General features: G+C 64.9%; 27 protein-coding genes and 1 pseudogene. 18 read left to right on the top strand and 10 right to left on the bottom strand.

Annotated elements, in window-relative coordinates:
* Positions 1-78 precede the first annotated feature (78 nt).
* The 9 genes from HMPREF1224_RS21945 (at position 79) to HMPREF1224_RS21905 (ending at position 7,090) form a co-directional block, all read left to right on the top strand.
* Positions 79-1,104, top strand: a complete 1,026-nt coding sequence (locus tag HMPREF1224_RS21945; RefSeq protein WP_003119272.1) for an amino acid ABC transporter substrate-binding protein — start codon at positions 79-81, stop codon at positions 1,102-1,104.
* 111 nt (positions 1,105-1,215) lie between these two features.
* The gene (pcsA, locus tag HMPREF1224_RS21940) at positions 1,216-1,932 is read left to right on the top strand and encodes a phosphatidylcholine synthase (RefSeq protein ID WP_003105024.1); all 717 of its coding nucleotides are present in this window, start codon (positions 1,216-1,218) and stop codon (positions 1,930-1,932) included.
* Positions 1,933-2,002: 70 nt separating this feature from the next.
* The gene (locus HMPREF1224_RS21935) at positions 2,003-2,485 is read left to right on the top strand and encodes a nuclear transport factor 2 family protein (protein WP_003118297.1); all 483 of its coding nucleotides are present in this window, start codon (positions 2,003-2,005) and stop codon (positions 2,483-2,485) included.
* A gap of 66 nt (positions 2,486-2,551) precedes the next feature.
* Positions 2,552-3,253 (top strand): glutathione S-transferase C-terminal domain-containing protein, encoded by a 702-nt coding sequence (locus HMPREF1224_RS21930; RefSeq protein WP_003092922.1) that lies wholly within the window; start codon positions 2,552-2,554, stop codon positions 3,251-3,253.
* A complete protein-coding gene (locus tag HMPREF1224_RS21925; RefSeq protein WP_003119275.1) occupies positions 3,246-3,560 on the top strand; it encodes a GIY-YIG nuclease family protein in 315 nt (104 codons plus the stop codon). Before HMPREF1224_RS21930 ends, HMPREF1224_RS21925 begins: the two co-directional genes overlap by 8 nt.
* Positions 3,561-3,588: 28 nt before the next feature.
* Positions 3,589-4,278 (top strand): CatB-related O-acetyltransferase, encoded by a 690-nt coding sequence (locus HMPREF1224_RS21920; protein WP_003105028.1) that lies wholly within the window; start codon positions 3,589-3,591, stop codon positions 4,276-4,278.
* A gap of 120 nt (positions 4,279-4,398) precedes the next feature.
* Positions 4,399-5,334, top strand: a complete 936-nt coding sequence (locus HMPREF1224_RS21915; RefSeq protein WP_003092916.1) for a glutathione S-transferase family protein — start codon at positions 4,399-4,401, stop codon at positions 5,332-5,334.
* 3 nt (positions 5,335-5,337) lie between these two features.
* Complete coding sequence (locus HMPREF1224_RS21910) at positions 5,338-6,090, top strand: VIT1/CCC1 transporter family protein (protein ID WP_003105033.1); 753 nt, start codon at positions 5,338-5,340, stop codon at positions 6,088-6,090.
* A gap of 88 nt (positions 6,091-6,178) precedes the next feature.
* A complete protein-coding gene (locus tag HMPREF1224_RS21905; protein WP_003119277.1) occupies positions 6,179-7,090 on the top strand; it encodes a hypothetical protein in 912 nt (303 codons plus the stop codon).
* A gap of 42 nt (positions 7,091-7,132) precedes the next feature.
* Here the strand turns inward: HMPREF1224_RS21905 and yejK are convergent, their stop codons facing one another.
* The 3 genes from yejK to HMPREF1224_RS21890 form a co-directional block, all read right to left on the bottom strand.
* Positions 7,133-8,137 (bottom strand): nucleoid-associated protein YejK, encoded by a 1,005-nt coding sequence (gene yejK, locus HMPREF1224_RS21900; protein ID WP_010793391.1) that lies wholly within the window; start codon positions 8,135-8,137, stop codon positions 7,133-7,135.
* A 92-nt stretch (positions 8,138-8,229) separates the two neighbouring features.
* Positions 8,230-9,585, bottom strand: coding sequence for a TAXI family TRAP transporter solute-binding subunit (locus HMPREF1224_RS21895; RefSeq protein WP_003111143.1), 1,356 nt, complete (start codon positions 9,583-9,585; stop codon positions 8,230-8,232).
* Between the two features lie 73 nt (positions 9,586-9,658).
* Entirely contained in the window at positions 9,659-10,129 is a 471-nt protein-coding gene (locus HMPREF1224_RS21890) for an SRPBCC family protein (protein WP_003119281.1), read from the bottom strand.
* Positions 10,130-10,232: 103 nt separating this feature from the next.
* On the opposite strand from HMPREF1224_RS21890, the gene HMPREF1224_RS21885 reads away from it, so the two are divergent.
* Positions 10,233-10,775, top strand: coding sequence for a hydrolase (locus HMPREF1224_RS21885; protein ID WP_010793390.1), 543 nt, complete (start codon positions 10,233-10,235; stop codon positions 10,773-10,775).
* Here the strand turns inward: HMPREF1224_RS21885 and HMPREF1224_RS21880 are convergent.
* On the bottom strand, positions 10,765-11,661 hold the full coding sequence (locus HMPREF1224_RS21880; RefSeq protein WP_003100573.1) for a LysR substrate-binding domain-containing protein: 897 nt from the start codon (positions 11,659-11,661) through the stop codon (positions 10,765-10,767). The two genes, HMPREF1224_RS21885 and HMPREF1224_RS21880, sit on opposite strands and share 11 nt — an antisense overlap.
* Before the next feature lie 123 nt (positions 11,662-11,784).
* Here HMPREF1224_RS21880 and HMPREF1224_RS21875 point away from each other — a divergent pair, with 123 nt between their 5' ends.
* Together HMPREF1224_RS21875 and HMPREF1224_RS46185 are read left to right on the top strand one after the other, a co-directional pair.
* Complete coding sequence (locus tag HMPREF1224_RS21875) at positions 11,785-12,396, top strand: glutathione S-transferase (protein ID WP_003119282.1); 612 nt, start codon at positions 11,785-11,787, stop codon at positions 12,394-12,396.
* A 75-nt stretch (positions 12,397-12,471) separates the two neighbouring features.
* Positions 12,472-12,711 (top strand): annotated as a pseudogene (locus HMPREF1224_RS46185) (DUF2165 family protein); the annotation flags it as partial.
* Positions 12,712-13,000: 289 nt separating this feature from the next.
* Here HMPREF1224_RS46185 and HMPREF1224_RS21870 read toward each other — a convergent pair.
* Positions 13,001-13,351: a CesT family type III secretion system chaperone gene (locus HMPREF1224_RS21870; protein ID WP_010793389.1), complete on the bottom strand. Its 351-nt coding sequence runs from the start codon at positions 13,349-13,351 to the stop codon at positions 13,001-13,003.
* A 187-nt stretch (positions 13,352-13,538) separates the two neighbouring features.
* On the opposite strand from HMPREF1224_RS21870, the gene exoS reads away from it, so the two are divergent.
* On the top strand, positions 13,539-14,900 hold the full coding sequence (gene exoS / locus HMPREF1224_RS21865; protein ID WP_003113791.1) for a T3SS effector bifunctional cytotoxin exoenzyme S: 1,362 nt from the start codon (positions 13,539-13,541) through the stop codon (positions 14,898-14,900).
* A gap of 89 nt (positions 14,901-14,989) precedes the next feature.
* Here the strand turns inward: exoS and rlmF are convergent, their stop codons facing one another.
* From rlmF to HMPREF1224_RS21840, 5 genes are all read right to left on the bottom strand, one after another.
* Complete coding sequence (gene rlmF / locus HMPREF1224_RS21860) at positions 14,990-16,000, bottom strand: 23S rRNA (adenine(1618)-N(6))-methyltransferase RlmF (protein ID WP_003092887.1); 1,011 nt, start codon at positions 15,998-16,000, stop codon at positions 14,990-14,992.
* Between the two features lie 91 nt (positions 16,001-16,091).
* Positions 16,092-17,924, bottom strand: coding sequence for an SLC13 family permease (locus HMPREF1224_RS21855; RefSeq protein WP_003100585.1), 1,833 nt, complete (start codon positions 17,922-17,924; stop codon positions 16,092-16,094).
* Between the two features lie 118 nt (positions 17,925-18,042).
* Positions 18,043-18,837 carry an ABC transporter ATP-binding protein gene (locus tag HMPREF1224_RS21850; protein ID WP_003092883.1) on the bottom strand — a complete coding sequence of 265 codons (795 nt, stop codon included), beginning with the start codon at positions 18,835-18,837 and terminating at the stop codon, positions 18,043-18,045.
* A gap of 2 nt (positions 18,838-18,839) precedes the next feature.
* Positions 18,840-19,730, bottom strand: coding sequence for an ABC transporter permease (locus HMPREF1224_RS21845; protein ID WP_003092881.1), 891 nt, complete (start codon positions 19,728-19,730; stop codon positions 18,840-18,842).
* Positions 19,731-19,813: 83 nt separating this feature from the next.
* Complete coding sequence (locus HMPREF1224_RS21840) at positions 19,814-20,791, bottom strand: ABC transporter substrate-binding protein (protein WP_003092876.1); 978 nt, start codon at positions 20,789-20,791, stop codon at positions 19,814-19,816.
* Positions 20,792-21,241: 450 nt separating this feature from the next.
* Here HMPREF1224_RS21840 and HMPREF1224_RS45375 point away from each other — a divergent pair, with 450 nt between their 5' ends.
* From HMPREF1224_RS45375 to HMPREF1224_RS21835, 5 genes are all read left to right on the top strand, one after another.
* Positions 21,242-21,616: a hypothetical protein gene (locus HMPREF1224_RS45375; RefSeq protein ID WP_153274574.1), complete on the top strand. Its 375-nt coding sequence runs from the start codon at positions 21,242-21,244 to the stop codon at positions 21,614-21,616.
* Positions 21,609-22,145, top strand: coding sequence for a putative adhesin (locus HMPREF1224_RS45370; protein ID WP_123823008.1), 537 nt, complete (start codon positions 21,609-21,611; stop codon positions 22,143-22,145). Before HMPREF1224_RS45375 ends, HMPREF1224_RS45370 begins: the two co-directional genes overlap by 8 nt.
* Before the next feature lie 239 nt (positions 22,146-22,384).
* Entirely contained in the window at positions 22,385-22,597 is a 213-nt protein-coding gene (locus HMPREF1224_RS45365) for a DUF7919 family protein (RefSeq protein ID WP_153570271.1), read from the top strand.
* A 204-nt stretch (positions 22,598-22,801) separates the two neighbouring features.
* Complete coding sequence (locus HMPREF1224_RS45360; RefSeq protein ID WP_123823007.1) at positions 22,802-23,185, top strand: hypothetical protein; 384 nt, start codon at positions 22,802-22,804, stop codon at positions 23,183-23,185.
* A gap of 239 nt (positions 23,186-23,424) precedes the next feature.
* Entirely contained in the window at positions 23,425-23,775 is a 351-nt protein-coding gene (locus HMPREF1224_RS21835; RefSeq protein WP_003143111.1) for a hypothetical protein, read from the top strand.
* The last annotated feature ends 39 nt before the right edge of the window (positions 23,776-23,814 follow it).

The following is a 23,814-nucleotide window of genomic DNA, read 5'->3' as shown; positions in this document are numbered from 1 at the left end:
AGTGCGGCGACCGGCCCGGGAAGCGACCGGCGCGGGGCCGGCGGTTCACCCAGGGGCGGCGAAGGGAGTGGCGAACAGATGACAATAATGAAAGGTACCTGGCTGCTGCTGGCCGCTGTCTGCCTCGGCGCCAGCGCCACGGCCGAGGCCGGTGCGACGCTGGATGCGGTGAAGCGCAAGGGCTACGTGCAGTGCGGCGTCAGCGACGGCCTGCCGGGGTTCTCCTACGCCGACGCCAAGGGCCGTTTCAAGGGGCTCGACGTCGACATCTGCCGGGCGCTGGCCGCCGCGCTGTTCGGCGATGCCGAGAAGGTGCGCTTCACCCCGCTGTCCGCCACCGAGCGGTTTTCGGCGTTGCAGTCCGGCACGGTCGACCTGCTGTCGCGCAACACCTCATGGACCAGCTCGCGGGATACCGCGCTGGGCATCCACTTCACCGGCGTCACCTATTTCGACGGCCAGGGCTTCCTGGTCAATCGCAAGCTCGGCGTGTCCAGCGCCCGCGAACTGAAGGACGCGACGGTGTGCATCCAGTCCGGCACCACCAACGAGCTGAACGTGGCGGACTACTTCCGGGCCCACGGCATCCGCTACAAGGCGGTGCTCGACGATAGCTACGAGAAGAGCGCCCGTGCCCTGGAGGCGGGGCAGTGCGACGTGCTCAGCTCCGACCAGTCGCAGCTCTACGCCCAGCGCCTGAAGCTGGCCAAGCCGGAGCAGTACGTGGTGCTGCCGGAAGTGATCTCCAAGGAGCCGCTCGGCCCGGCCGTGCGGCAGGGCGACGAAGCCTGGTTCAACATCGTCCGCTGGACCCTGTACGGCCTGCTCAACGCGGAGGAGCTGGGGGTCACCTCGAGCAACGTCGAGCGCCAGGCCAGGGACAGCCGCAACCCGGACGTCGCCCGCCTGCTCGGCAGCGAGGGCGACGCCGGCAAGGACTTGCAACTGCCGCGCGACTGGGTGGTGCAGATGGTGCGCCAGGTCGGCAACTATGGCGAGATCTTCGCCCGCAACGTCGGCGACGGCAGCCCGCTGAAGATGCCGCGCGGCCTCAACGCGCAATGGAATCTCGGCGGCCTGCACTATGCGCCGCCGATTCGCTGACCGGCGGGGCTGGCTGAACTCTCGCCAGCACCGACAATCCGATAACAGACAGACGCACCGGTGCCGGTGCACTATAGAGCGACGCGTCATGCCGAACACCGAACAAGAGAAATGCCCGTGAACCTATCGATGACTCCCATCAACAAAGCCAAGGCCTGGGGCGTCCACGCCGTCACCGCCAGCGGCGTGATCCTGGCCTTGCTGGCCCTGCTCGCGCTGGTCGACAACAAACCCCAGGCCTGCCTGCTCTGGCTCGGCCTGGCCCTGCTGGTGGACGGCCTCGACGGCACCCTGGCGCGCAAGTACGAAGTCAAGGAAATGCTGCCGCATTTCGACGGCTCGGTGCTCGACCTGGTGATCGACTACCTGACCTACGTGTTCATCCCGGCCATCTTCATCTACCGCTACATCCCCCTGCCGGAGCATTTCGAGCTGCTGGCGGTGGGCGTGATCCTGGTTTCATCGCTGTTCTGCTTCTGCAACGTCAACATGAAGAGCACCGATAACTACTTCGTCGGCTTCCCGGCCGCCTGGAACGTGGTGGCGGTGTACTTCTACGTGCTCGACCTGCACCCCTGGGTCAACCTCGCCACGGTGCTGGTGCTGGCTGCCCTGACCCTGACCCGGATGAAGTTCCTCCACCCGTTCCGCGTGCGCCAGTTCATGCCGCTGAACATCGCCGTGACTTTCGTCTGGCTGATCAGCAGCGGTCTGCTGATCGTCCAGCAGCCGGCCGACCTGCCGATCCTGCTCGGCCTGTGGTTCGCCGCCTCGGCCTATTTCGTCGGTATCTGCCTCTGGCGCAGCGCCCGCGAGTGGTTCGGCTGAAACGACCCGGCACGACGGCGTTCCCGCCTGGGGACGCCTGGCAAGTCCCTCTCATCGCAAGGAACCCCGCATGGCCCACCCCAACGCCGAACTGATCGAGCGCTTCTACCAGGCCTTCCAGCGCCTCGACGGCGAGGCCATGGCGGCCTGCTACGCTCCCCAGGCGACCTTCCACGACCCGGCCTTCGGCGAACTGCGCGGGCGCGAGGTGGGCGACATGTGGCGCCTGCTGACCAGCCGGGCGCGGGACTTCCGCCTGGACTACGCGAACGTCCGCGCCGACGAGAACGAGGGGCGTGCGCAATGGGTGGCCCACTACCTGTTCACCCAGACCGGGCGCAGGGTGGAGAATCGCATCGAGGCCCGTTTCCGCTTCGCCGGCGGTTTGATCGTCGAGCATCGCGACCAGTTCGACCTGTGGCGCTGGAGCCGCCAGGCGCTTGGCGCCAAGGGCCTGCTGCTGGGCTGGGCGCCGCCGGTGCAGCGGGCGATCCGCGGGCAGGCGCGCAAGGGCCTGGCCGCCTACCAGGCTGCCCATCCGGCGGCCGGCTGAGGCTGTCGGTGGCCGAAGCGCGGATAATCTCCTAAGCTCGCCGCGGACAACCCGCAGGACGCCGCGATGATCACGCTCTTCCAGTTCCCCGCCGCATTCAACGTACCCAATGCCAGTCCCTACTGCCTGAAACTGGAAACCTGGTTGCGCCTGGCCGGCCTGGAGTATCAGGTGAAGGTCGTCAGCGACCCGCGCAAGGCGCCCAAGGGCAAGCTGCCCTACGTGCGTATCGAGGGCGAGGCGATCGGTGACAGCGAGATCGTCATCCGTACCCTCGGCGAGCGCTACGGGGTCACACTCGACGCCGGCCTGGATGCCCGGGGCAAGGGCTGGGCACGGGCGATCACGCGCCTGTGCGACGAACACCTGTACTACCTGATGCTGTATTTCCGCTGGTTCGACGAGGACAGCTGGCGCGTGCTCAAGCCGGTGTTCTTCGGCTCGCTGCCATTCGGCGTGCGCGACGCGGTGGCCTGGGCCATGCGCCGCAAGGTCCGCGCTACCCTCAGGGCGCAGGGGCTCGGGGTCCACGGCAGGGACGAACTGCTGGCCTTCGCCCGCGACGACCTCGATGCCCTCGACGGCCTGCTTGGCCAGGTCCCGTACTACGGCGGCGAACATCCGTGCAGCGCCGATGCCGCCGCTTACGGTATCCTCGCCAACCTCATCGAGGCGACCCTGGATACCCCACTCAGCCATGTGGCGCGAGGCTATCCGCGCCTGGTGGCGTATTGCGAGCGGATGCGGGAGCGGGTCTGGAGTGAGTGAGGCGACGGCCGCTACGGCGGCGATCGGGAAGTGTTGGTCGGTCTACCTGGTGAGGGCGGAAAACGGCGCGTTGTACTGCGGCATCAGCGACGATCCGCTGCGCCGCTTCGACACTCATTGCAGCGGCAAGGGCGCGCGGTTCTTCCATTCCAGCCCCGCCCGCGCGCTGGTCTACGTCGAGGCCTGCGCCAGCAAGGGCGACGCCCTGCGCCGCGAGCGGGCGATCAAGGCCCTGAGCAAGCGCGCCAAGGAGCGCCTGTTGGTCGGCGTACCGGTGTTGCGCGAGGTCGGCGAGCCGGCAATCTAGGACGTTCATCTGCGGTCATGGGGTATTCGTGGGTTACCTGAAGAATCATTGGTGGAAACGCTGGATCCGCCGCCGCGGCTGCAAGCTGGCCGGCGGCCCGGCCAGTGTCGGCAAGCGCACCACGCTGGTGCTCGAGGAGCGGGTCGAACTCGGCCACCTGCGCATCGTCCCGCCGAGGCTGGAGATCGGCGCCTACAGCTATGTGCGCAGCGGCACCGACCTGTCCCTGGTGGCGTCCATCGGGCGTTTCTGCTCGATCGGCTCGGACTGCTTCATCGGCCAGGAAAAGCACACCCATCCCAGCGACTGGGTGAGCAGCCACCCCTTCCAGCACACCGGCACCGCGCTGCGCTACGAGCCGGCGCTGAGCTACGCGGAAATCGGCCACGACGTCTGGATCGGGCACAGCGCGATGGTGATGGAAGGTGTCAAGGTCGGGACTGGGGCGATCATCGCCACGCGCGCCGTGGTCACTCGCGACGTGCCGCCCTATGCCATCGTCGCCGGGACTCCGGCGCAGGTGATCCGCTACCGGCATCCGCCGGAGATCATCGAGGGCCTGCTCGCCTCACGCTGGTGGGAGCTGGATAGCGCCTTCCTCACCGGCCTGCCGCTGGACCGACCCCGGGAGTTCCTCGCCGCCCTGGAGGCGCGCGAGGCGCCGCGTGCGGCGTACCGGCGGATGACCATCACCCGCCAGGGGTGCCGGCTGGATTGAGCGCGCCCATCGCCAGGCCCATCGGGCCAGGCGATGGGGCGCCCTTCATGTCCCGGATTGTCATAGGCGTGTTTTCCCAGCCGCGCTAAGCTGGTGCCTCACATCCGCCCGGAGGCGCCCATGTCAGAGCTGATCCTGCATCACTATCCCACTTCGCCCTTTGCCGAGAAGGCGCGCCTGCTGCTCGGTTTCAAGCAACTGTCCTGGCGTTCGGTGATGATTCCGCCGGTGATGCCCAAGCCGGACCTGGTGGCGCTGACCGGCGGCTATCGGAAGACCCCGGTGTTGCAGGTCGGCGCCGATGTGTATTGCGATACCGCGTTGATCGCCCGTCGCCTGGAGCAGGAAAAGGCGGTTCCGGCGCTGTTTCCCGAAGGCCAGGAGATGGTCGCCGCGAGCTTCGCCCAGTGGGCCGATGCGGTGCTGTTCCAGCACGCGGTAAGCCTGGCGTTCGCCCCGGAGTCCATCGCCGTGCGTTTCGGCAAGCTGCCGCCGGAATTCCTCAAGGCCTTCATGGCCGATCGCAGCCAGCTATTCAGCGGCGGCAGCGCCGGCCGCCTGCCGCTGGAACAGGCGCGCCACCAGTGGCCGGCATTCATGGCGCGACTGGAGCGCCAGTTGTCGCGCGAGGACGGCGATTTCCTGTTCGGCGAAGCGTCCGTCGCCGACTTCGCCGTGGCGCACTGCCTGTGGTTCCTCAAGGGCACGCCGGTCACCGCGCCGCTGGTCGACGATTACCCGCAGGTGCAGGCCTGGTTGGGACGGGTGCTCGGCTTCGGCCATGGCGCGCCAGCCGAGATGAGTGCGGAGGAAGCCCTGGAGGTGGCTCGCGGCAGCCAGCCCGCGGCATTGCCGGACGAATCCTTCAGCGACCCCAACGGTTTCCTGCCCGGCCAGGCGGTCGCCATCGCCGCCACCGACTACGGTGTCGACGCGGTACAGGGCGAACTGCTCTTCGCCGGCAGCGAGGAACTCATCCTGCGCCGCGAAGACCCGCGGGCGGGTACCGTGCATGTGCATTTCCCGCGCCTGGGCTTTCGCATCGAGGCGCGTTGAGGCATGCCGGCGGAGACCCCGCCGCTGCGGCCGGACGCCGATCCGCCGCAGTGCGCGTTGCCCGAGGCGAGGCCGGACCGCGACGCCGGCACCAAGCTGCGCGCCGCGGTGCTCGGTGCCAACGATGGCCTGGTGTCGAACCTGTGCCTGGTGATGGGCGTGGCGGGTGCGAGCATGGCGCATTCGTCCATCGTCCTCACCGGGATGGCCGGACTGGTGTCCGGGGCCTGTTCGATGGCCCTCGGCGAGTGGCTGTCGGTGACCAACGCCCGCGAGATGGCGAGCAAGCGCATCGCCGAGGAAGAACGCCTGCTCAGGCTCTGCCCGAACACCGAGACCCAGGAACTGATCGATATCTTCACTGCCAAGGGGCTGAGCGAGGTGTCCGCCCGGCGCGTGGCCCTGCAACTGATGAACGACGGTCGTGGCGCGCTGGACACCTTGTCCCGCGAGGCCCTCGGCATCGATCCGACGGAGTTGGGCGGCAACCCGTGGAACGCGGCGGGCACGTCGTTCCTGCTGTTTTCCCTTGGCGCCCTGGTGCCGGTGGCGCCGTTCCTGTTCCTCGACGGTGCCGCGGCGCTGGTCGCAAGCCTGCTGTCCAGCCTGCTTGCGCTGCTGTTCAGCGGCGCGGTCACCGCCCGTTTCACCGGGCGGCCGCTGGCGTTCTCGGCGTTGCGCCAGGTGCTGGTCGGTACCCTTGCCGCGGCCTTCACCTATGGGTTGGGTACCGCGCTCGGCGTGGGCCTGGGCTGAAAGTCCTTCGCCTGCCGGGGACTCCGTTTTACACTGCGACACCCGGCCGGCGTGGCCGGGAACAGGAAAAACCGACCAGGGAGTGGCCATGAACGCCTACGACATCGAAATCGTCAACGACGCCGCGCACGCCGGCGAAGCCAACCACGGCTGGTGCTTCGGCCTGCCGCCGGGCATCCGTCCGGAGCAGTGGCCGCTGGATCCGGACACCGGCTATCCGCTGATGCACGGCTTCACCCTGCTGCTGCCGGAGGACTACCGGGTGCATGGCCCGGAGATCGTCGCGCTGAGCTTCTTCTCCCTCGCCCCGGACCAGAACGACGGTGGACCGACCAGCGTCGACGGCATTCGCGAGATGCTCATCGATCCGCCCGCGCAACCGCCGGCCGAAGCGGAACTGCGGCCGTTCTGGGAGGCCGGGCGCAATAGCCATCCGCGTCTGCATCGGATGGAGGACATCCTCGGCGGCGCCTATGCGTTGATCCTGCTCGACGCCGCTGAATTCAGCGGCGCGCCCTGCCAGCCGCCGGCGCTGCCGGCGGGTAACCCGCTGTTGGCGCAGACCGAGCCGCCGCAGTGGCTGGAGGCTGGTTCGGCGGCCAGCTTCGTGCCGGACTGGGCGGAGGACGACTACTACCTGCTGCGCGCCCTCGGTGGCCGCCCGGCGGCCGGCCACCAGCAACGCTACCCGCTGCGCTGGACGGCGCGGGCGCAAGACCCCAACGCCGGGGTGGTGCCCAGCGAATACGGCGACGGCGGCTACCAGCTGCCGCACTACTGGCTGGACGGCAAGATCGAGCGCGACAACTACCGCGAGCATCCCTGGGTGGAAGGGCACCTGCCGAACCATATCGGCGGCACCATGCGTCCGGTGCAGGGCGTGCCGGAGATGAGTCCCTTCTACGTAGAGTTCGAGGAATACCTGGGCGGCTACAACTTCGGCGGCGGCAACGCCCAGCTCGATTTCCGCGACATGCGCTTCGACTGGGCCTGCGGCTGAGGAGGGAAAGGGAGCGCCGGCGGCGCTCCGGGGCGGCGCGGGTCAGTCCTTGCGCCGCTTGAGCTGGTCCTTCAACTGGGTCGGCAACTGGCGGATGATCAGCATGTCGCGCTCTTCGTCGTATTCCACCTTGGAGCCCAGCAGGTGCGCCTCGAAGCTGATCGACAGGCCTTCGGCGCGGCCGGTGAAGCGGCGGAACTGGTTGAGGGTGCGCTTGTCCGCCGGGATTTCCGGCGACAGGCCGTAGTCCTTGTTACGGATGTAGTCGTAGAACGCCCGCGGTTGCTGGTCGTCCATCAGTTCCGAAAGCGCGTCGAGGGTCATCGGCTCGCCGATGCGCGCCTGGGAGGTGGCGTAGTCGACCAGCGTCTCGGTCTTCTCGCGGGCCTGTTCCTCGGCCATGTCCTCGCTTTCCACGAAATCGCTGAAGGCTTTCAGCAGGGTGCGCGTCTCGCTCGGCGAATCCACCCCTTCCTGGCAGCCGATGAAGTCGCGGAAATAGTCGGAGACCTTCTTCCCGCCCTTGCCCTTGATGAACGAGATGTACTGCTTCGACTGCTTGTTGTTGCGCCATTCGGAGATATTGATCCGCGCGGCCAGGTGCAACTGGCCGAGGTCCAGGTGGCGCGACGGGGTGACCTCCAGCGACTCGTTCACCGCCACGCCTTCGCTGTGGTGCAGCAGGGCGATCGCCAGGTAGTCGGTCATGCCTTGCTGGTAGTGGGCGAACAGGATGTGGCCGCCGGTGGAGAGATTGGACTCCTCCATCAGCTTCTGCAGGTGTTCGACCGCTTCGCGGCTGAAGCCGACGAAGTCGCGATCGCCCTCCAGGTACTCACCGAGCCAGCCGCTGAACGGGTAGGCCCCGGACTCGCCCTGGAAGAAGCCCCAGGCCTTGTTCTTGGCGTTGTAGCTTTCGTTGAGGTCGGCCAGCAGGTTCTCGATGGCCTGGGAGTCGCCCAGCTCGGCGTCGCGCGCGTGGAGCACGGCCGGGGTGCCGCCGGGCTTCTTCTCGATCAGGTGGACGATGGCGTGATGGATCGGCATGTCAGGTTCGACCTTTCAGGTAATCGGCGGCGCCGCGCAGGTTTCCGCGACGCTGCGGGACACGCCGCTGGCGCGCCCGCGGATCGGCCAGTTTACCCGAGGTTGCCGGCTTCTGCCTGCGTCGCCTGGCGTTCCTGCAGACCGTGCAGGCGCTTGATCACGAAGTTCAGGTGCAGGTGCAGCTCGTACAGCTCGTGGTAGTAGGAGAGCGGCACCTCCACGGTGTTCAGCTCGCTCTCCAGTTTCTCCAGCCGCTCGATCTCGCTTCTCAGTTGCTCGGCGTCGGTACCGCTGTCGAGCTTGCGGTCGATGTCGCGGATGTAGCGGTACCAGCGGTAGATGCGCGCGCGGATGCGCCAGCGATACAGCGGGCCGATGGACTTCATCAGCGGGATGAGGATGGCGATGAACGGGATCAGCAGGATGATGTAGCGGTCCGCCAGGGAGGCGATGCGGAAAGGCAGGTAGCGCTGCAGCAGCGGCAGGCCGCTCTTGTAGTAGCGCTCGGCGTCCTCGTGCAGGCGCAGGGTGCGCGGCTCGGCGCTGGGGAAGGCGCCGGGCTTGTCGAGCAGGCTGCCGTCCTTCATCACCTCGCGCGCGGCTTCCAGCACCAGCGGGATCAGCGCCGGGTGGAAGCGTTCGTTGATCACCAGGGTGGCCACCGGCGACAGGGTGCTGATGTTTCGTTCCGGCACGTTGCGCGGCAGGTTGAGCAGGCCCTCGCCGACCTCGACCCGCTTGAGGAACGGCAGGCGCGCCTCGTAGGCGGCGCTGCGGCGGAAGTTGACCAGGCGAAGCTGGTCGTTGTCGGCCAATTTCTGGATCGCCGGGTTCTCCGCCGGGCCAACGATGAACGCCGCGTCCAGCTTGCCGGCCAGCAGGTCGTCGACCACCGCGTTGCCGCCGCGGGCTTCCCAGGTGATCGGATAGTGTCCCGGGGCGATGTCGTTAGCCTGCAGGATCGCCTCGGTGGCGGCGCGGGTGCCGCTGCCGTCGCTGCCGATGGCCAGGCGCAGGTGCAGCAGGTCGCTGAGCTGGTCGATGTGCACGTTGCTGCGGTGGAACAGCCAGAGCGGTTCCTGGTAGACCGCGCCGAGGGTCTGCAACTGGCGCGCCTGCCCGGCTTCGAGCTGGCGCTCCTGGCCGCTCTGGACCAGGGCGATGTCGACCTCGCCGGTGCCGAGCAGGCGCTCCAGGTTGTCGCGCGAGCCGGCGCTGGGCACCAGCTTCAGTTCGAAGCCCTGCTCCTTGAGCTTTTCCCGGAGCTTGCCGGCGAACACGGCGTAGCCGCCGCCCTCGGCGCCGGTGGCCATGGTCGCGCTCATCGGCGGCGGCGGGGCGACGAAATAGAACACCGCGGCGACCAGGGCGGCGATCACCGGGATCAGCCAGAGGTTGGCGCGGATCAGGATGGCGAGGTCCTTGAGCAGGTGCTTGATGCGATTCATGAGCGGTCCTTGTGCTGCTCTCCAGAAGGGTATGACGGATGCGGGCGGGCGCACTCCTCAGCGTAGCCGAGGGTCACCGGCGGTCCGTGCGGAACTGCCGGCAGAGCACCCGGTGGCGATGCCGGAAGATGCGGGTGAGGAACCAGCGTACCAGTCCGGCGGCGAATAGCGGGCGCACGGTCAACTGGTCGACCAGCAGGCATTCCCCGGCCTCGCCCGGTGTCGGCAGGATGCGTCGCTCGTGGCGCCAGAGGCGCATGCCGGTCATCGGCGACTGTTCGATGAAGCCGCGGCCGGGCGTCAACTCCAGCAGGGTCAGTTGCGAAGTGCCCAGCGGCAGCAAGCCGAACAGGCGCATGTGGCTGCGGAACAGCGGGCGCCGGGGCACTACCTCCAGGTCTTCGAGGCTGCGGATACCGGGCGGTACGCTCATGCTCAGCAACGGGCGTATCTCGCGGAGTATCCCGTCCACCGAGGTGATCCACCGCCAGAGCTGTTCGGGGCTGGCCTGCAGGCGCGATTCGAAATGCAGGCTGATATTCATCGCAGGCTCCTGCTAGGGTTGTGGGAGGACGCGCTGTCCATGGCGCCCGTGCCGTGCAAGCCTAAGCCAGACGAACCGAGACGTCGAACCGAAGGAGGACGCCATGCTGATCCGCGCCGCAACCTCGACCCTGCTGGTGGTCGATATCCAGGAACGCCTGCTGCCGGCCATCGACGACGGTCCGGCGCTGGTCGAGTACAGCCAGTGGTTGTTGCGCGTGGCCCGCGCACTGGACGTGCCGGTGCTGGCCAGCGAGCAGTACAGCAAGGGCCTGGGGCCGACGGTGGCGGCCCTGCGCGATGAGCTGGAGCCCACGCAGATCCTCGAGAAGCTGGACTTCTCGGCCGCCGCCGACGGCGCCCTGCTGCGCGCGCCCGGCGGCGACCGCCGGCAGTTCGTGGTTTGCGGCAGCGAGGCGCACGTCTGCGTGCTGCAGACCGTGCTCGACCTGCTTGGCCGTGGTCGCGAAGTGTTCGTCGTGGAGGAGGCGATCGGCTCGCGGCGGCCGAGCGACAAGGCGCTGGCCGTGGAGCGGATGCGCCAGGCCGGGGCGATGATCGTGTCGCGGGAGATGGTCGCCTTCGAATGGATGGGACGCGCCGGCAGCGACCGCTTCCGCGAGATCAGCCGCAACTTCATTCGCTGAGCGGCGGTTGCTCGGCCTGGTAGCGCCGGGCCTCCTCGCGCAGCCAGTCGGCGAAGGCCTGGTGGCGGTCGCTCGGCGGCTCGCGCTGCGGCCAGACCAGCCAGTAGGGATAGGGGTAGGGCACGCGGATGTCGCCCAGTTGCACCAGGCGGCCCTCGGCGAGGGCGCCGGCGACCAGGCTGCGACGCTCCAGGGCGATGCCCTGGCCCAGGCGCACGGCTTCCAGCAGCAGGTTCGAGTCATTGATCAGCAGTCCGTGCTGCGGTTCCGCCACGCCGGCGCGCTGGCACCAGAGCGCCCAGGATTCGGTGGAGCGCAGTGTAGGGCAGGCGACGATCTCGCTCGGCGTGCGCGGCAGGCGGCCGCCGTTGAAGTCGGGCGCGGCGACCATCAGCAACTCGTCGTCGAACAGGCGTTCCCGACCGACCCCTTCCCAGTCGCCCTTGCCGATGCGTACGCCGAGGTCGGCCAGGCCCTGGCGCAGGTTCTGCACGTCAAGACTGGCGACCAGCCGCACGCGACAGTGCGGATGGCGCTCGCGAAAGCGCGGCAGGCGCGGCAGCAGCCAGTTCAGGCCGAAGGACGGCATCACCGTGACCACCAGCTCACCCTCCCGTGGACGCGCCCGCACCACCCGCGTGGCGTCGGCGATCTCGCCCAGAGAGGCGCGTACCTGCAGGGCGTAGAACCGGCCGTTCTCGCTCAGGCGCAGGCCGCGCCCCTCGCGGACGAACAGGGCCAGGCCGAGGAGGTTTTCCAGCAGCTTGATCTGCTGGCTGATCGCTGAGTGGGTGACGTGCAGCTCGCTGGCGGCCTGGCTGATGCTGCCGAGCCGGGCGACCGCTTCGAAGCTGCGCAGGGCGGTGAGGGGAGGGAGGTCGCTCATGTAAGTTTTTCTAAAGGATTCGCTGAATTTATCTCGATATTTTTCGCGTTGTGCAACGACTAGAGTGATTTTCCCAGGCGTCGCCCTCTTAGCGGCGCTTAATCATCGACAAAGGATGCCGCGATGCAACTGATCGGTATGCTGGATTCGCCTTTTGTGCGCCGGGTCGCCATCGCCCTGCGCCTGCTGGACCTGCCCTACGAGCACCGGCCGCTGTCGGTGTTCCGCAATTTCCAGGCGTTCAGCCTGTTCAACCCGATGGTCAAGGCGCCCACGCTGGTGCTGGACGATGGCACCGTGCTGATGGACTCCAGCCTGATCCTCGATTACCTGGAGTGCCTGGCCGGCCGCGAACGCAGTCTGCTGCCGCAACGGCCGCAGGCCCGTGCACGGGCGTTGAGTCTGATCGGCGCGGCGCTGGTGGCCTGCGAGAAATCCGTGCAGATCTACTACGAACTGAACCTGCGTCCCGAGGAACGCCGCCACGGCCCCTGGCTGGAGCGGGTGGAGGGGCAGTTGCTGGCGGCCTACGACTGGCTGGAGGCAGCGCTGCGCCAGGAGCCGCTGGCACGCGACGGTGGCATCGAGCTGGTCGGGGTGACCGTCGCGGTGGCCTGGCGCTTCAGCCAACTGGTGGTCGCGGAGCGGGTCGCCGCCAGCGAATACCCGGAACTGGCAAGCTATTCGGATTATGCGGAGGGGTTGCCGGTGTTCCTCGAGACGCCGTCGGTCTGAGCCCGCGAGGCGCCAGGCTGGCGCCCCTCGAACGGCTCGATTCCGCCTGCGCCCGGCCTCAGTTCGCTGTAGGTCGCTGCCGTCGTCACGGCCCGGACCGGTTGTTGCGAACTGCTGTTCGGCGCCGGCCTGGAGGCGGCCCGGCCCTGGCTCAGCCTGGTCCTGAGCGCGGCCCTCGGCTTGCTCTTCGGCATGCTGCTGGGCGGGCTCTGGTTCGGCTACTGGATCCGCCAGGAGGGATTGCAACTGACCCACCTGCTGCTGGTGGTCTGGGTGCTGGCGAACTTCTTCGTGCTCAACGTCCGCTGGAACTGATGGGGACTGCCGGTACGAGGAGCAGGACGCGAGGACGGCGACAGTGGAGCGAGCCGGACGCCCGTCGATAGCGCGAAGTCGCATCTCGCTCCTGCCACCCGGTCCCTCGGCTCCCCTCTGTTCGCACGCGCTGCATGGGCTGACGCAGTTGGAACTGCCCCCGGGCAGTGGCAGCCGGCTGCCTCGAGGGCAGGTGCTCCGGCTGGCTCGGCATGGTCAATGGAGTTAAGCCCCGGGGGCTTCGAGGAAAGCAGAACCTGCGGCATCGGCTCCTTTCGCCCGACTGGGCTCAGCGTAGCTCTTCGGCGGCGGCGACCAGTTGTTCGAGTTGATGGTGGATCTGGGCCCTGTCCAGCAACTGCAAGGGCTGGCGGTTCCAGAGCAGCCGTTCGCCGCTTTCGGGGTCGCGGCCCAGGATCGGCTTGCAAGGGTCCTGGCTGAACAGGTTCTGCTCGCTGGCCGTAGCGTCTCCTTGTCCTTCCAGGCGGGTGAACATCAACAGGTGATCGGTCGGATGTTCTGCCAGATGGCAGAGATGCGGGCCCAGCTGCAGGCTGAGTACGCTCTCCTCGTCATTGGGCGTCGGGAGATCGAGAGCGAGAAAAAGCTGGTGGATGGCGGCGCGGTAGAGTGGATTCATGGCGTGTTCCGAGTCACTGGAGGCGGCCATTAGAGCAGTGCCAGCCCGGAGAGACTGTTAATCGTGGTTCTCTTTTTTTAGGTTTTGCCGCTGCCGATTCCAGTGAAAAAACGGCGGCCAATCCTGATAGGCGATGGGGTTTCCCGTTCCTAGACTGGCGGAGAAACATCAGGAGAAGGCAACCATCATGCATATTCAATCGCTTCAGCAGAGTCCGTCTTTCGCCGTCGAATTGCACCAGGCCGCCAGTGGGCGTTTGGGACAGATTGAGGCCCGCCAGGTCGCCACCCCCAGTGAAGCGCAGCAGTTGGCCCAGCGCCAGGACGCGCCGAAGGGGGAGGGGCTGCTCGCTCGCCTGGGTGCGGCACTCGTGCGTCCCTTCGTGGCGATCATGGACTGGCTGGGCAAGCTGTTGGGCTCCCACGCCCGCACCGGCCCGCAGCCCAGTCAGGACGCGCAGCCTGCGGTCATGTCCTCGGCCGTCGTGTTCAAGCAGATGGTGCTGCAGCAGGCATTGCCCATGACCTTGAAGGGACTCGACAAGGCGAGCGAGCTGGCGACCCTGACACCGGAAGGACTGGCCCGGGAGCACTCCCGCCTGGCCAGCGGAGATGGGGCGCTGCGTTCGCTGAGCACCGCCTTGGCCGGCATTCGTGCCGGCAGCCAGGTCGAGGAGTCCCGTATCCAGGCTGGCCGCCTGCTCGAACGGAGCATCGGCGGGATCGCGCTGCAGCAGTGGGGCACCACCGGCGGTGCCGCGAGTCAACTGGTGCTCGACGCAAGCCCGGAACTGCGGCGCGAAATCACCGACCAGTTGCATCAGGTAATGAGCGAGGTCGCACTGTTGCGCCAAGCGGTAGAGAGCGAGGTCAGCAGAGTATCGGCCGACAAGGCGCTGGCGGATGGCCTGGTGAAGCGGTTCGGGGCGGATGCGGAAAAGTACCTGGGCAGACAGCCTGGTGGCATCCACAGTGACGCCGAAGTGATGGCGCTTGGTCTCTACACCGGCATTCACTACGCGGACCTGAATCGCGCTCTGCGTCAGGGGCAGGAGCTGGATGCGGGACAAAAGCTGATCGACCAAGGTATGTCCGCGGCCTTCGAGAAGAGCGGACAGGCTGAACAGGTAGTGAAGACTTTCCGTGGCACCCGTGGCGGGGATGCCTTCAACGCAGTGGAAGAGGGCAAGGTTGGCCACGACGACGGCTATCTCTCCACCTCCCTGAACCCCGGTGTCGCGAGGAGCTTCGGGCAGGGCACGATATCCACCGTGTTCGGCAGGTCCGGAATCGATGTCAGCGGGATATCGAACTACAAGAATGAAAAAGAGATTCTCTATAACAAAGAAACCGACATGCGCGTGCTGCTGAGCGCCAGCGATGAGCAGGGAGTGACCCGCCGGGTTCTCGAAGAGGCGGCCCTGGGGGAGCAGAGTGGCCATAGCCAGGGACTGCTCGATGCTCTCGACCTGGCAAGCAAACCGGAACGTTCAGGCGAGGTCCAGGAACAGGATGTACGCCTGAGGATGCGTGGCCTTGATCTGGCCTGACCGGTCGTAAAAGAAGGACGTCACGAACGGACACCTTGGGGTGTCCGATTCTTGGCTCGGCAGCGGATCCGGGTGGAGAGGCGTGCTGGCTATTCGCCCAGTGGTTCCAGGAGGGCTGCTGTCCAACGCTCCTTGCGCCAGGCCCGGCGCTGCTTCTTGTCGAGGTAGGTCCAGGCGACGAAGCGGCTCTGCTTCTGTCCCTGGGCCATGTCCACCACGCGGATATCGCTGGCGCCCAACGTCTTCAGGCGCTCCTGGAGGTTCGGCAGGTTGCTCGCCTTGGATACCAGGGTGGTGAACCAGAACACCTGCGTGGCGAACGCCCGGCTTTCCTCGGCCATGCCGGCCAGGAAGGCCGCTTCGCCGCCCTCGCAGTACAGCTCGGCGCCCTGGCCGCCAAAGTTCAGTAGCGGCAGGGTACGGGTCGGGTCGAGCTTGCCGAGGTTCTTCCACTTGCGCCGGCTGCCGCGCGTGGCTTCGTCCAGCGAGGCGTGGAAGGGCGGGTTGCAGAGGGTCATGTCGAAGCGCTCATCGACGCCGATCAGGCCTTGGAATATCTGCCTGCGATCAGGCTGCCGGCGCAACTCGATGGCAGCGGCGAAGCGTGGGTTGGCGGCGAGGATCGCAGCGGCCGAGGCCAGCGATTGCGGGTCGATGTCGGCGCCGACGAAGCGCCAGCCGTATTCGTGGTGGCCGAGCAGCGGGTAGATGCAGTTGGCTCCGGTTCCGACGTCCAGCGCACGCAGGCCGGGACCGCGTGGAATCAGGCCATCGTGGCTGGCGCCGAGCAGGTCGGCCAGGTAGTGCAGGTAGTCGGCGCGACCGGGAATGGGCGGGCACAGGTAACCATCGGGTATATCCCACTCGCGTACGTCGTAGAACTGTTGCAGCAGCGCGCGGTTGAAGGCTTTCACCGCCGCCGGATCGGCGAAGTCGATGCTCTGCCTGCCGTACGGATTGAGGATGACGAAGCGCTCCAGTTCCGGGCTGCCGGCGATCAGGCGCGGAAAGTCGTAGCGTCCCAGGTGGCGATTGCGCGGGTGCAGCGGGCTGGCGCTCTTGCGCTCGGCGTCGGGATGCGGGCTGGTCGGGCGGGGCATGTTCTCGGTTTCCGTGACGGCGAGGCGGGCATTATTCACATCCGCCGGAGGCTGGCCAGTGTTTCTGCCGAGCGGCGCGCTCCTGGCCCGGTCACAATGGAAACAGCCACGGAATCACCAGCACGCAGACGAACATCACCAGCAGGGTAAATGGCACGCCGATCCGGACGAAGTCTCCGAAGCGGTATTGGCCAGGGCCCAGCACCAGGGTGTTCACCGGCGAGGAAATCGGCGTCATGAAGGCTGCCGAGGCCGCCACCGCCACCACCATGGCGAAGGGGTAGGGCGAGGCGCCGATCTGCTTGGCGGTGGCGATGGCGATCGGCGCCATCAGCACCGCGGTAGCGGTGTTGGAGATGAACAGGCCGATGGCCGCGGTGAGCAGGAACAGGCTGGCCAGCAGCACGCGCGGGCCGGCGTCGCCGAGGGCGTCGACCAGCAGCGAGACCACCAGGTCGATACCGCCGGTCTTCTGCAGGGCCAGGGCGAAGGGCAGCATGCCGACGATCAGGACCAGGCTTTGCCAATGGATGGCGCGGTAGGCGCCGTCCATGTCGATGCAACGGAACAGGCCCATCAACAGGCAGCCGACCAGTGCCGCGACCACGTTGGGCACCACCCCGCTGACCATCAGCGCCACCATCACGGCCAGGCTGAGCAGGGCGTGCGGCGCCTTGCTCAGGGCCGGCGCCACCTCGTCGATCTCCGCCGGCAGGCTGAGCACCAGGAAATCGCGGTTGCGTCCCTGCAACTGGCGGATCGCCTTCCAGGCGCCGATCACCAGCAGGGTATCGCCCAGGCGCAGCTTCTCTTCCAGCATGCCGTCGGTGAGCGCTTCGTGGTCGCGACGCAGGCCGACCACGTTGAGCCCGTACTGCGAACGGAAGCCCAGTTCCAGGACGCTCTTGCCGAGCAGGGTGGAGTCCGGCGGCAGAGTCACCTCGGCCATGCCGACCTCCCGCGACTGGTCGATGAAGTAGCTGGCGCGGAACGGCAGGCGCACCAGGTTCAGCTCGGCGCAGCGCCGGTCCATGTCCTCCGGAGGGGCGAAGACGTCCAGCAGCAACACGTCGCCCGCCTTCAGCTCGGTGCTGCCGCCGACCTTGACCACCTCGCTGTGGAACTTGCGCACCCGCTCCAGGCCGACCACGTTGGCGCCCAGGCGGGTGCGCAGTTGCAGTTCTTCCAGGGTGCTGCCGATCAACGGCGAGCCGAGCTGGACCTGCAGGCGCCGTTCGCGGCCGGCCAGGCGATAGTCGCGGATCAGGTCGCGCAGGGTCCGCCGTGCCTTCGGCGCGCCGACTTCCGCCGGGCTGGCGGCGTTCAGCCAGTTGCGCGTGAGCAGCATGTAGGCCACGCCGATGGCGAGCACCATCAGGCCTATCGGGGTGAAGGCGAAGAAGCCGAAGCCGGCATGACCCTCGCGCGCCAGCTCGCTGTTGACCACCATGTTCGGTGGCGTGGCGACCAGGGTCATCATGCCACTGATCAGTCCGGCGAAGGCCAGCGGCATCATCAGCCGGCCCGGAGGGATCTTCAGCTTGGCGGCGATGCTCAGGACCACCGGGATGAAGATCGCCACCACCCCGGTGGAACTCATCACCGAGCCCAACCCGGCCACCGCCAGCATCAGCAGTACCAGCAGGCGCGCTTCGCTGCTGCCGGCGCGGGCGATCAGCCAGTCGCCGACCTGGTAGGCTACCCCGGTACGCACCAGGCCTTCGCCGATCACGAACAGCGCGGCGATCAGTATCACGCTGGGATCGCTGAAGCCGGCCAGGGCTTCGTTGAGGGTAAGGGTTCCGCTGACGCTGAAGGCCATGATCACCAGCAGGGCGATCACGTCCAGGCGCAGGCGGTTGTGGATGAAGAGGGCGACGGTGGTGGCGAGCAGGCCGACCACCCAGAGCAGTTCGAGGTTCATGCGGGCATCTGAGCGGGAGGATGCCTGCGAGTGTGGCAGACGGACGCGGATCGCGCCTTGATCTGCTGCAGGTCGACGGTGCCTCCCCGCTTCGCAGCGGAGAGGCACCGCGGCCCTGTCAGCCGAGGAGGAGGGCGTCGTCGGCGAGCTTCTCGCCGCGTACCTTCTCGAACATCGCCAGCAGGTCCGGTACGTCGAGGCCCTTGCGTTGCTCGCCGGAGACGTCCAGCACCACCTGGCCCTGGTGCAGCATCACCGTGCGCTCGCCCACGTCCAGCGCCTGGCGCATGCTGTGGGTGACCATCATGGTGGTGAGTTTCTTCTCGGCGACGATCCGTGCGGTGAGATGCAGGACGAAGTCGGCGGTGCGCGGGTCGAGCGCCGCGGTGTGTTCGTCGAGCAACAGGATGCGCGACGGCTGCAGCGCCGCCATCAGCAGGCTGACGGCCTGGCGCTGGCCGCCGGAGAGCAGGCCGATGCGGTCGCCGAGGCGGTTCTCCAGGCCGAGGCCGAGGGTCGCCAGGCTTTCCCGGAAACCGTCGCGCATCGATGCCTGCACCGCCCTGCCGAGACCGCGACCGGCACCGCGACGCTGCGCCAGGGCCATGTTCTCCTCGATGGTGAGGTCCTCGCAGGTACCCGCCATGGGGTCCTGGAACACTCGCGCGACGCGGTTGGCGCGGGCCCAGACCGGCTTGCGGGTGACGTCTTCGTCGTCGATCAGGATCTGCCCGCTGTCGATCGGCAGGTCGCCGGAGACTGCGTTGAGGAAGGTCGACTTGCCGGCGCCGTTGGAGCCGATCACGGTGACGAACTGGCCGGCCGGGATGTCCAGCGACAGGCCGCGCAGGGCGCGGGTCTCGATGGGGGTGCCGGGGTTGAAGGTGATCTTCAGGTTCTTCGCGCTGAGCATGGTCAGGCTCCCTTCTTGCCGAGCAGGCGTTTCTTCATCATCGGAATCACCAGGGCGACGGTGACCAGCACCGCGGTGACCAGGTTCAGGTCCTGGGCCTGCAAGCCGATGAAATCGCTGTTCAGCGCCAGGGCGATGAAGAAGCGGTAGACGATGGCACCGAGGATCACCGCGAGGGTCGCCAGGATCAGCCGGCGCGAGGGCAGGATGCTCTCGCCGACGATCACCGCGGCCAGGCCGATGACGATGGTGCCGATACCCATGGAGATATCGGCGCCGCCCTGGGTCTGCGCGAACAGCGCGCCGGCCAACGCCACCAGCGCGTTGGAGATGGCCATGCCGAGCAGGATCATGCCGCCGGTGTTGACCCCCTGGGCACGGGCCATCCGCGGGTTGGAGCCGGTGGCGCGGATCGCCAGGCCTTTCTGGGTGGTGAAGAACCAGTCCAGCAGCAGCTTCGCGGCGATCACGATGAACACCAGCAGCAGCGGCCGGAACACGTAGTCGCTGAGCCATTCCGGCTGCAGCAGGGTGAACAATGTCGGCTCGGCGATCAGCGGTACGTTGGGCTTGCCCATGATGCGCAGGTTGATCGAGTAGAGCGCGATCATCATCAGGATGCTGGCGAGCAGGTCCATGATCTTCAGCTTGACGTTGAGCAGGCCGGTGGCCAGCCCGGCCAGTGCACCGGCGGCGGTGGCCGCCAGGGTCGCGCTGTACGGGTCCCAGCCAAGGGCGATGAGGGTCGCGCAGACCGCGCCGCCGAGCGGGAAGCTGCCGTCCACCGTGAGGTCGGGGAAGCGCAGCAGGCGGAAGGAGATGAACACGCCGAGTGCCACGAGGCTGAAGATCAGGCCGATCTCCAGGGCACCGAACAGGGAAAACAGAGACATGACTTCGTAACCGAGTGCGTGAAGGCAGGATTATCGTGCCGTCCGGCCACGGGCGGAACGCCCGCGGCCGGCGGCCGCTTTTTTTACTTGATGACTTCCGCGGCCGACTTGAGCAGTTCGTCGGACAGGGTCACGCCTTGCTTCTGCGCGGCCCCGGGATTGACGAACAGCTGCAGGTTGTCGCTGGTCTCCGGCTTGATCTCGCCCGGCTTCTCGCCCTTGAGGATGCGCACCACCATGCGGCCGGTCTGCTTGCCCATCTCCTTGTAGTTGATGCCGAGGGCGGCGATGGCGCCGCGCTTGACGCTGTCGGTGTCGGAGGCGATCAGCGGGATCTTCGCGTCGTTGCCGACCTTGACCAGCGCCTCGTAGGCGGACACCACGTTGTTGTCGGTGTTGGTGTAGATCGCGTCGACCTTGCCGACCAGGCTGCGCGCCGCCGAGCTGACGTCCACCGAACGCGGTGCCGAGGCTTCGACCAGGCTCAGGCCCATCTTCGGCAGCAGTTCCTTCAGCTCCTTGACCACCACCACGGAGTTGGCTTCGCCCGGGTTGTAGACCATGCCGATGCGCTTGGCGCCCGGCACCACTTTCTTGATCAGCTCGATCTGCTTGTCCAGCGCGAGCATGTCGGAAACCCCGGTGACGTTGGTGCCGGAGGCTTCCCAGCTCGGCGTCAGGTGCGCGCCGACCGGGTCGGTGACGGTGCTGAAGACGATCGGGATGCTCTTGGTCGCGGCCACCAGCGCCTGGGCCGACGGAGTGGCGATGCCGACGATCACGTCGGGCTTGTCGCCGATGAACTTGCGGGCGATCTGCGCGGCGGTGCCGGTGTTGCCCTGGGCGCTCTGGTACTGCCACTTGAGGTTCTTGCCGTCTTCGTAGCCGGCCTCCTGGAGGGCCTCCTTGACCCCGTCGCGAGCGGCGTCCAGCGCCGGGTGCTCGACGATGGCAGTCACGGCCACCGACTTCTGCTCTTCGGCGTTGGCGCCGAAGGACAGGGCCATGCCAAGGGCCAGGGCACTGAGGGGCAACCATTTATTCTTATAGGCCTGCATCATGCGGCGATCTCCTGATTGTATTGGCGCGCTGTAGCAAATTGTTCTGATTGGGCGGTGCGGGTACAGCGTGGCCGAAACATCGCATTTTTCGCGCAAGTCGTCAGCAGGTTTGATGTTTTTTCTTGCGGTGGGATTACCGCTGGGGGGGCAAGGGGGAGTGCCTGCCTTTGCGAAAATTCGATGAGGGCCCGCGTGGCCTCCGAACAGAAGGTCATCGGTTTCGAGCCCAACCAAAGATATGTGGCCAATTGATGGCCTTGTGGTACACGTCTCCCGAGTTGCAAGGACGCGTACCGCACCGCCTGCCTTTGCGCCCGGTCTGCGTGCCTGCCATGGGGGTGGGCTCTGGGGGATGCATGGTGGGGCGTTGGAGTGCGTGGATCGTCGCCGTGGCGATCTGTCTCATGGTCGGGGACGCGACCGCCGCTGGCTGGCGTTCGGCAAACTTCCGTGTCTATAGCGGCGCAGGCCTACAACCGTTACTCCTATGGCTGGAATAATCCGATCGCCAGTGTGGATCCGACAGGGTATGCGTTGGAGGAGATTTCTTCGTCCAAAAGTTGGTACTCGCCAGTTATTGATAATAGTTGGTTGTTCTTGAGCAACTTGTGGATGGGGAATGGTCCGGAAAGTGGCTTCGAATTTAGCCTGGGCATTTTAAAAGGAGGGCTATCCTTTTCTCCGTCTATGTCATGGGTCAATCCAGTTGCCGGAGGTGTTCAATATCTTTCGAATAACTGGGCTTCTCAAGCTATTTGGGGTGAAGGGTTTAGTGAGTTAATATCTTATAAAAATATCGATCAGTGCTGGCGGTGGCTTGTTTGATGTTGGCAGTGTCTTTCTTCCTGTCGGGCGCGCAATAGTTTCTGTAGGTTTTGACTTTATGTTCGGGGCCGTCTCGGGAGCGGAGCGCGGTCTAGGAGGGCGTGGTGGCCATAAATATGCTGCTGGTATACTTTCTGGGGGTAGTGGGAAAGCGTTCGCAGGGCACGGTAAATATGTTTTCGGTAGCGGGGATTTTGGGGTGCCTGATGGGACGTACATAACTCTTCCAAGGCCTGGAATTAATATTCTGGATGAAACCGGTCGATTTATTGAATTGGGTGATTGGGCTGGTTTGGCGCAGGCTGCAAAAATTAATCCGAGACTTGCAGGTGATATTGAAGGCATGGCTACTTATTTGCCGCGTGCTGAGATTCCTAACTATACTCTAAGTGCTCCAGCTGCTAGAGGTCCAGCATTGCATATCGATGGAAACTCAACGACTGTTGAGTTCAGTACCCCCTTGGAAAAACTATTACAGCTTGGGATGGGATGCGTGCAGTGGGCTGCTTGTACAACATTTGCGAGGTAGGTGATTTATGTATTTCCCAGACATGTCTTTTTATTCGTATTTTCTTTTGAGGCCGTTAGGTAGTGTAAGAAACATAGGTTGGTTAGGAAGAGGGCAGCAGTACTCCAGGGGGGCGGGTAAGTTCTGGATTGCTTGATAAATTGAAGTTGATAATTATGTCGGAGGGGGCGGTTGATTTCCACGTTAATAGAGTAATGAGTGCACATGAGTGTGTAGTCGCTGGATGTCGGGATTTGTTCGTGGGAGATGTTGGTTTGGGTTTTTCTGAAATATGGATTCCTGGAGTTGAGAAAGGAGCATATTTTGCATCTCCTTCGTTGATACTTCATTATATTGAAGAGCATGATTATTGCCCTCCACAGATGTATTCGGAGACGGTGATGGCTGTTGATTTGGAAGTTGGCTATAAAGCCCAGGAGGTATATGTGGGGCTTGTGGCTGGCCATTTTTAGATTTATCGAGTCTTGCGGTTATTAGGTCTGTTCCAACCTATTGATAAGATTCTTCTGAAAGTTTTTCAGGCTTTAAGGGCCAAGCTAGGGTTCTTTGTCAATGAGGGGCTGGAAGGTTATGGGGAGGTCGGTCAGAAAAAGCATAAGTTTTTTTGGTTCAGTCAGGAAGTATGACGTGAAGGTTGAGCACCGGAGAGGGATGTGATGGCTGATTTTGAATATTATATTAAAGGTGATATGGCGCTACGGTGTAATTCAGAAGGGTTGTGGTATTTGTCCGTGGGGGATCAGGTTTTTTTTCTCCAGGAGGAAGAGAGTTTTTGGAGGGTTCTGGTTTTATTGGAGAAACCTTACGAAGAGGTTAGGGAAAAGCTTGGGGGGGGATTTTGTTACTTAAATGTTGTTTTGGCGGGACTAGCTAGTGAGTCTGACTACTGGATTGGTTTGGCACTTTCTTGGATAGAGCAAGGAGGAGCAGAAGCCAGTGATCTACTACTAGCACGCTTGAAGGGGGTGGTTGAGGGGCGGAGCGCCAATCAAAAAAACAGGCATAAAGCTTTTTCAGTATTGAGAAAAATAGGTGGGTAACTACTTGGATATTGGTTTTTCTAAAAGCATAGTTGCTTTAGTTGGTTGATAGAGCGGGTTTTGAAGTTTTTGCAGCGAGTGTTGTTGTGTTTTTTTTGTTATGGCTGGTTTGAAATTTTTTGTTGGTGTTTTCTGTTTCTAGATTTAAGACGGTTTCTATGGCCAGAGTACTGATTTTTTTTGTGGGGTGGTGAAGAAATGCTTTGTATATCGTTGAAAAATGGCATTTAGGAGGTTATATGGGCAAGAGAGTGGTTGTATTGCTATGGCTGCTATTCACATCAATGTCAGCCCACGCCATCGATAAAAAAGTCAACAACGTCACCATCATGCGTGTGGGCTTTATGGTGGACGCGAATTCTCCGGGTGGAGGCTGGGGCTTCATCGTCAGCAAGCCGGGAGCGGCGGATTGCGGCTTTGGCCTGATGCGCCTGCCGCCGATGAATACCGATGCCGGCAAGGCCATGCTGTCGCTGATGCTGAGCGCCCAGGCCACACAGAACAAACTGCCGGAGATCGCCTATTCGGCCAGCGCCACGGTGAACGCGGTATGCCAGATCACTTCGGCGCAGATAGACAGCGGCGCCTGAGGGGAGAAAGGTACGAGGCCGCAGCCCCGTACCTTGGCG

Origin of the sequence: Pseudomonas sp. P179 (assembly GCF_000478485.2) — a bacterium.
Lineage (GTDB): Bacteria > Pseudomonadota > Gammaproteobacteria > Pseudomonadales > Pseudomonadaceae > Pseudomonas > Pseudomonas aeruginosa.
This window is presented reverse-complemented; position numbering and strand designations above follow the sequence as displayed.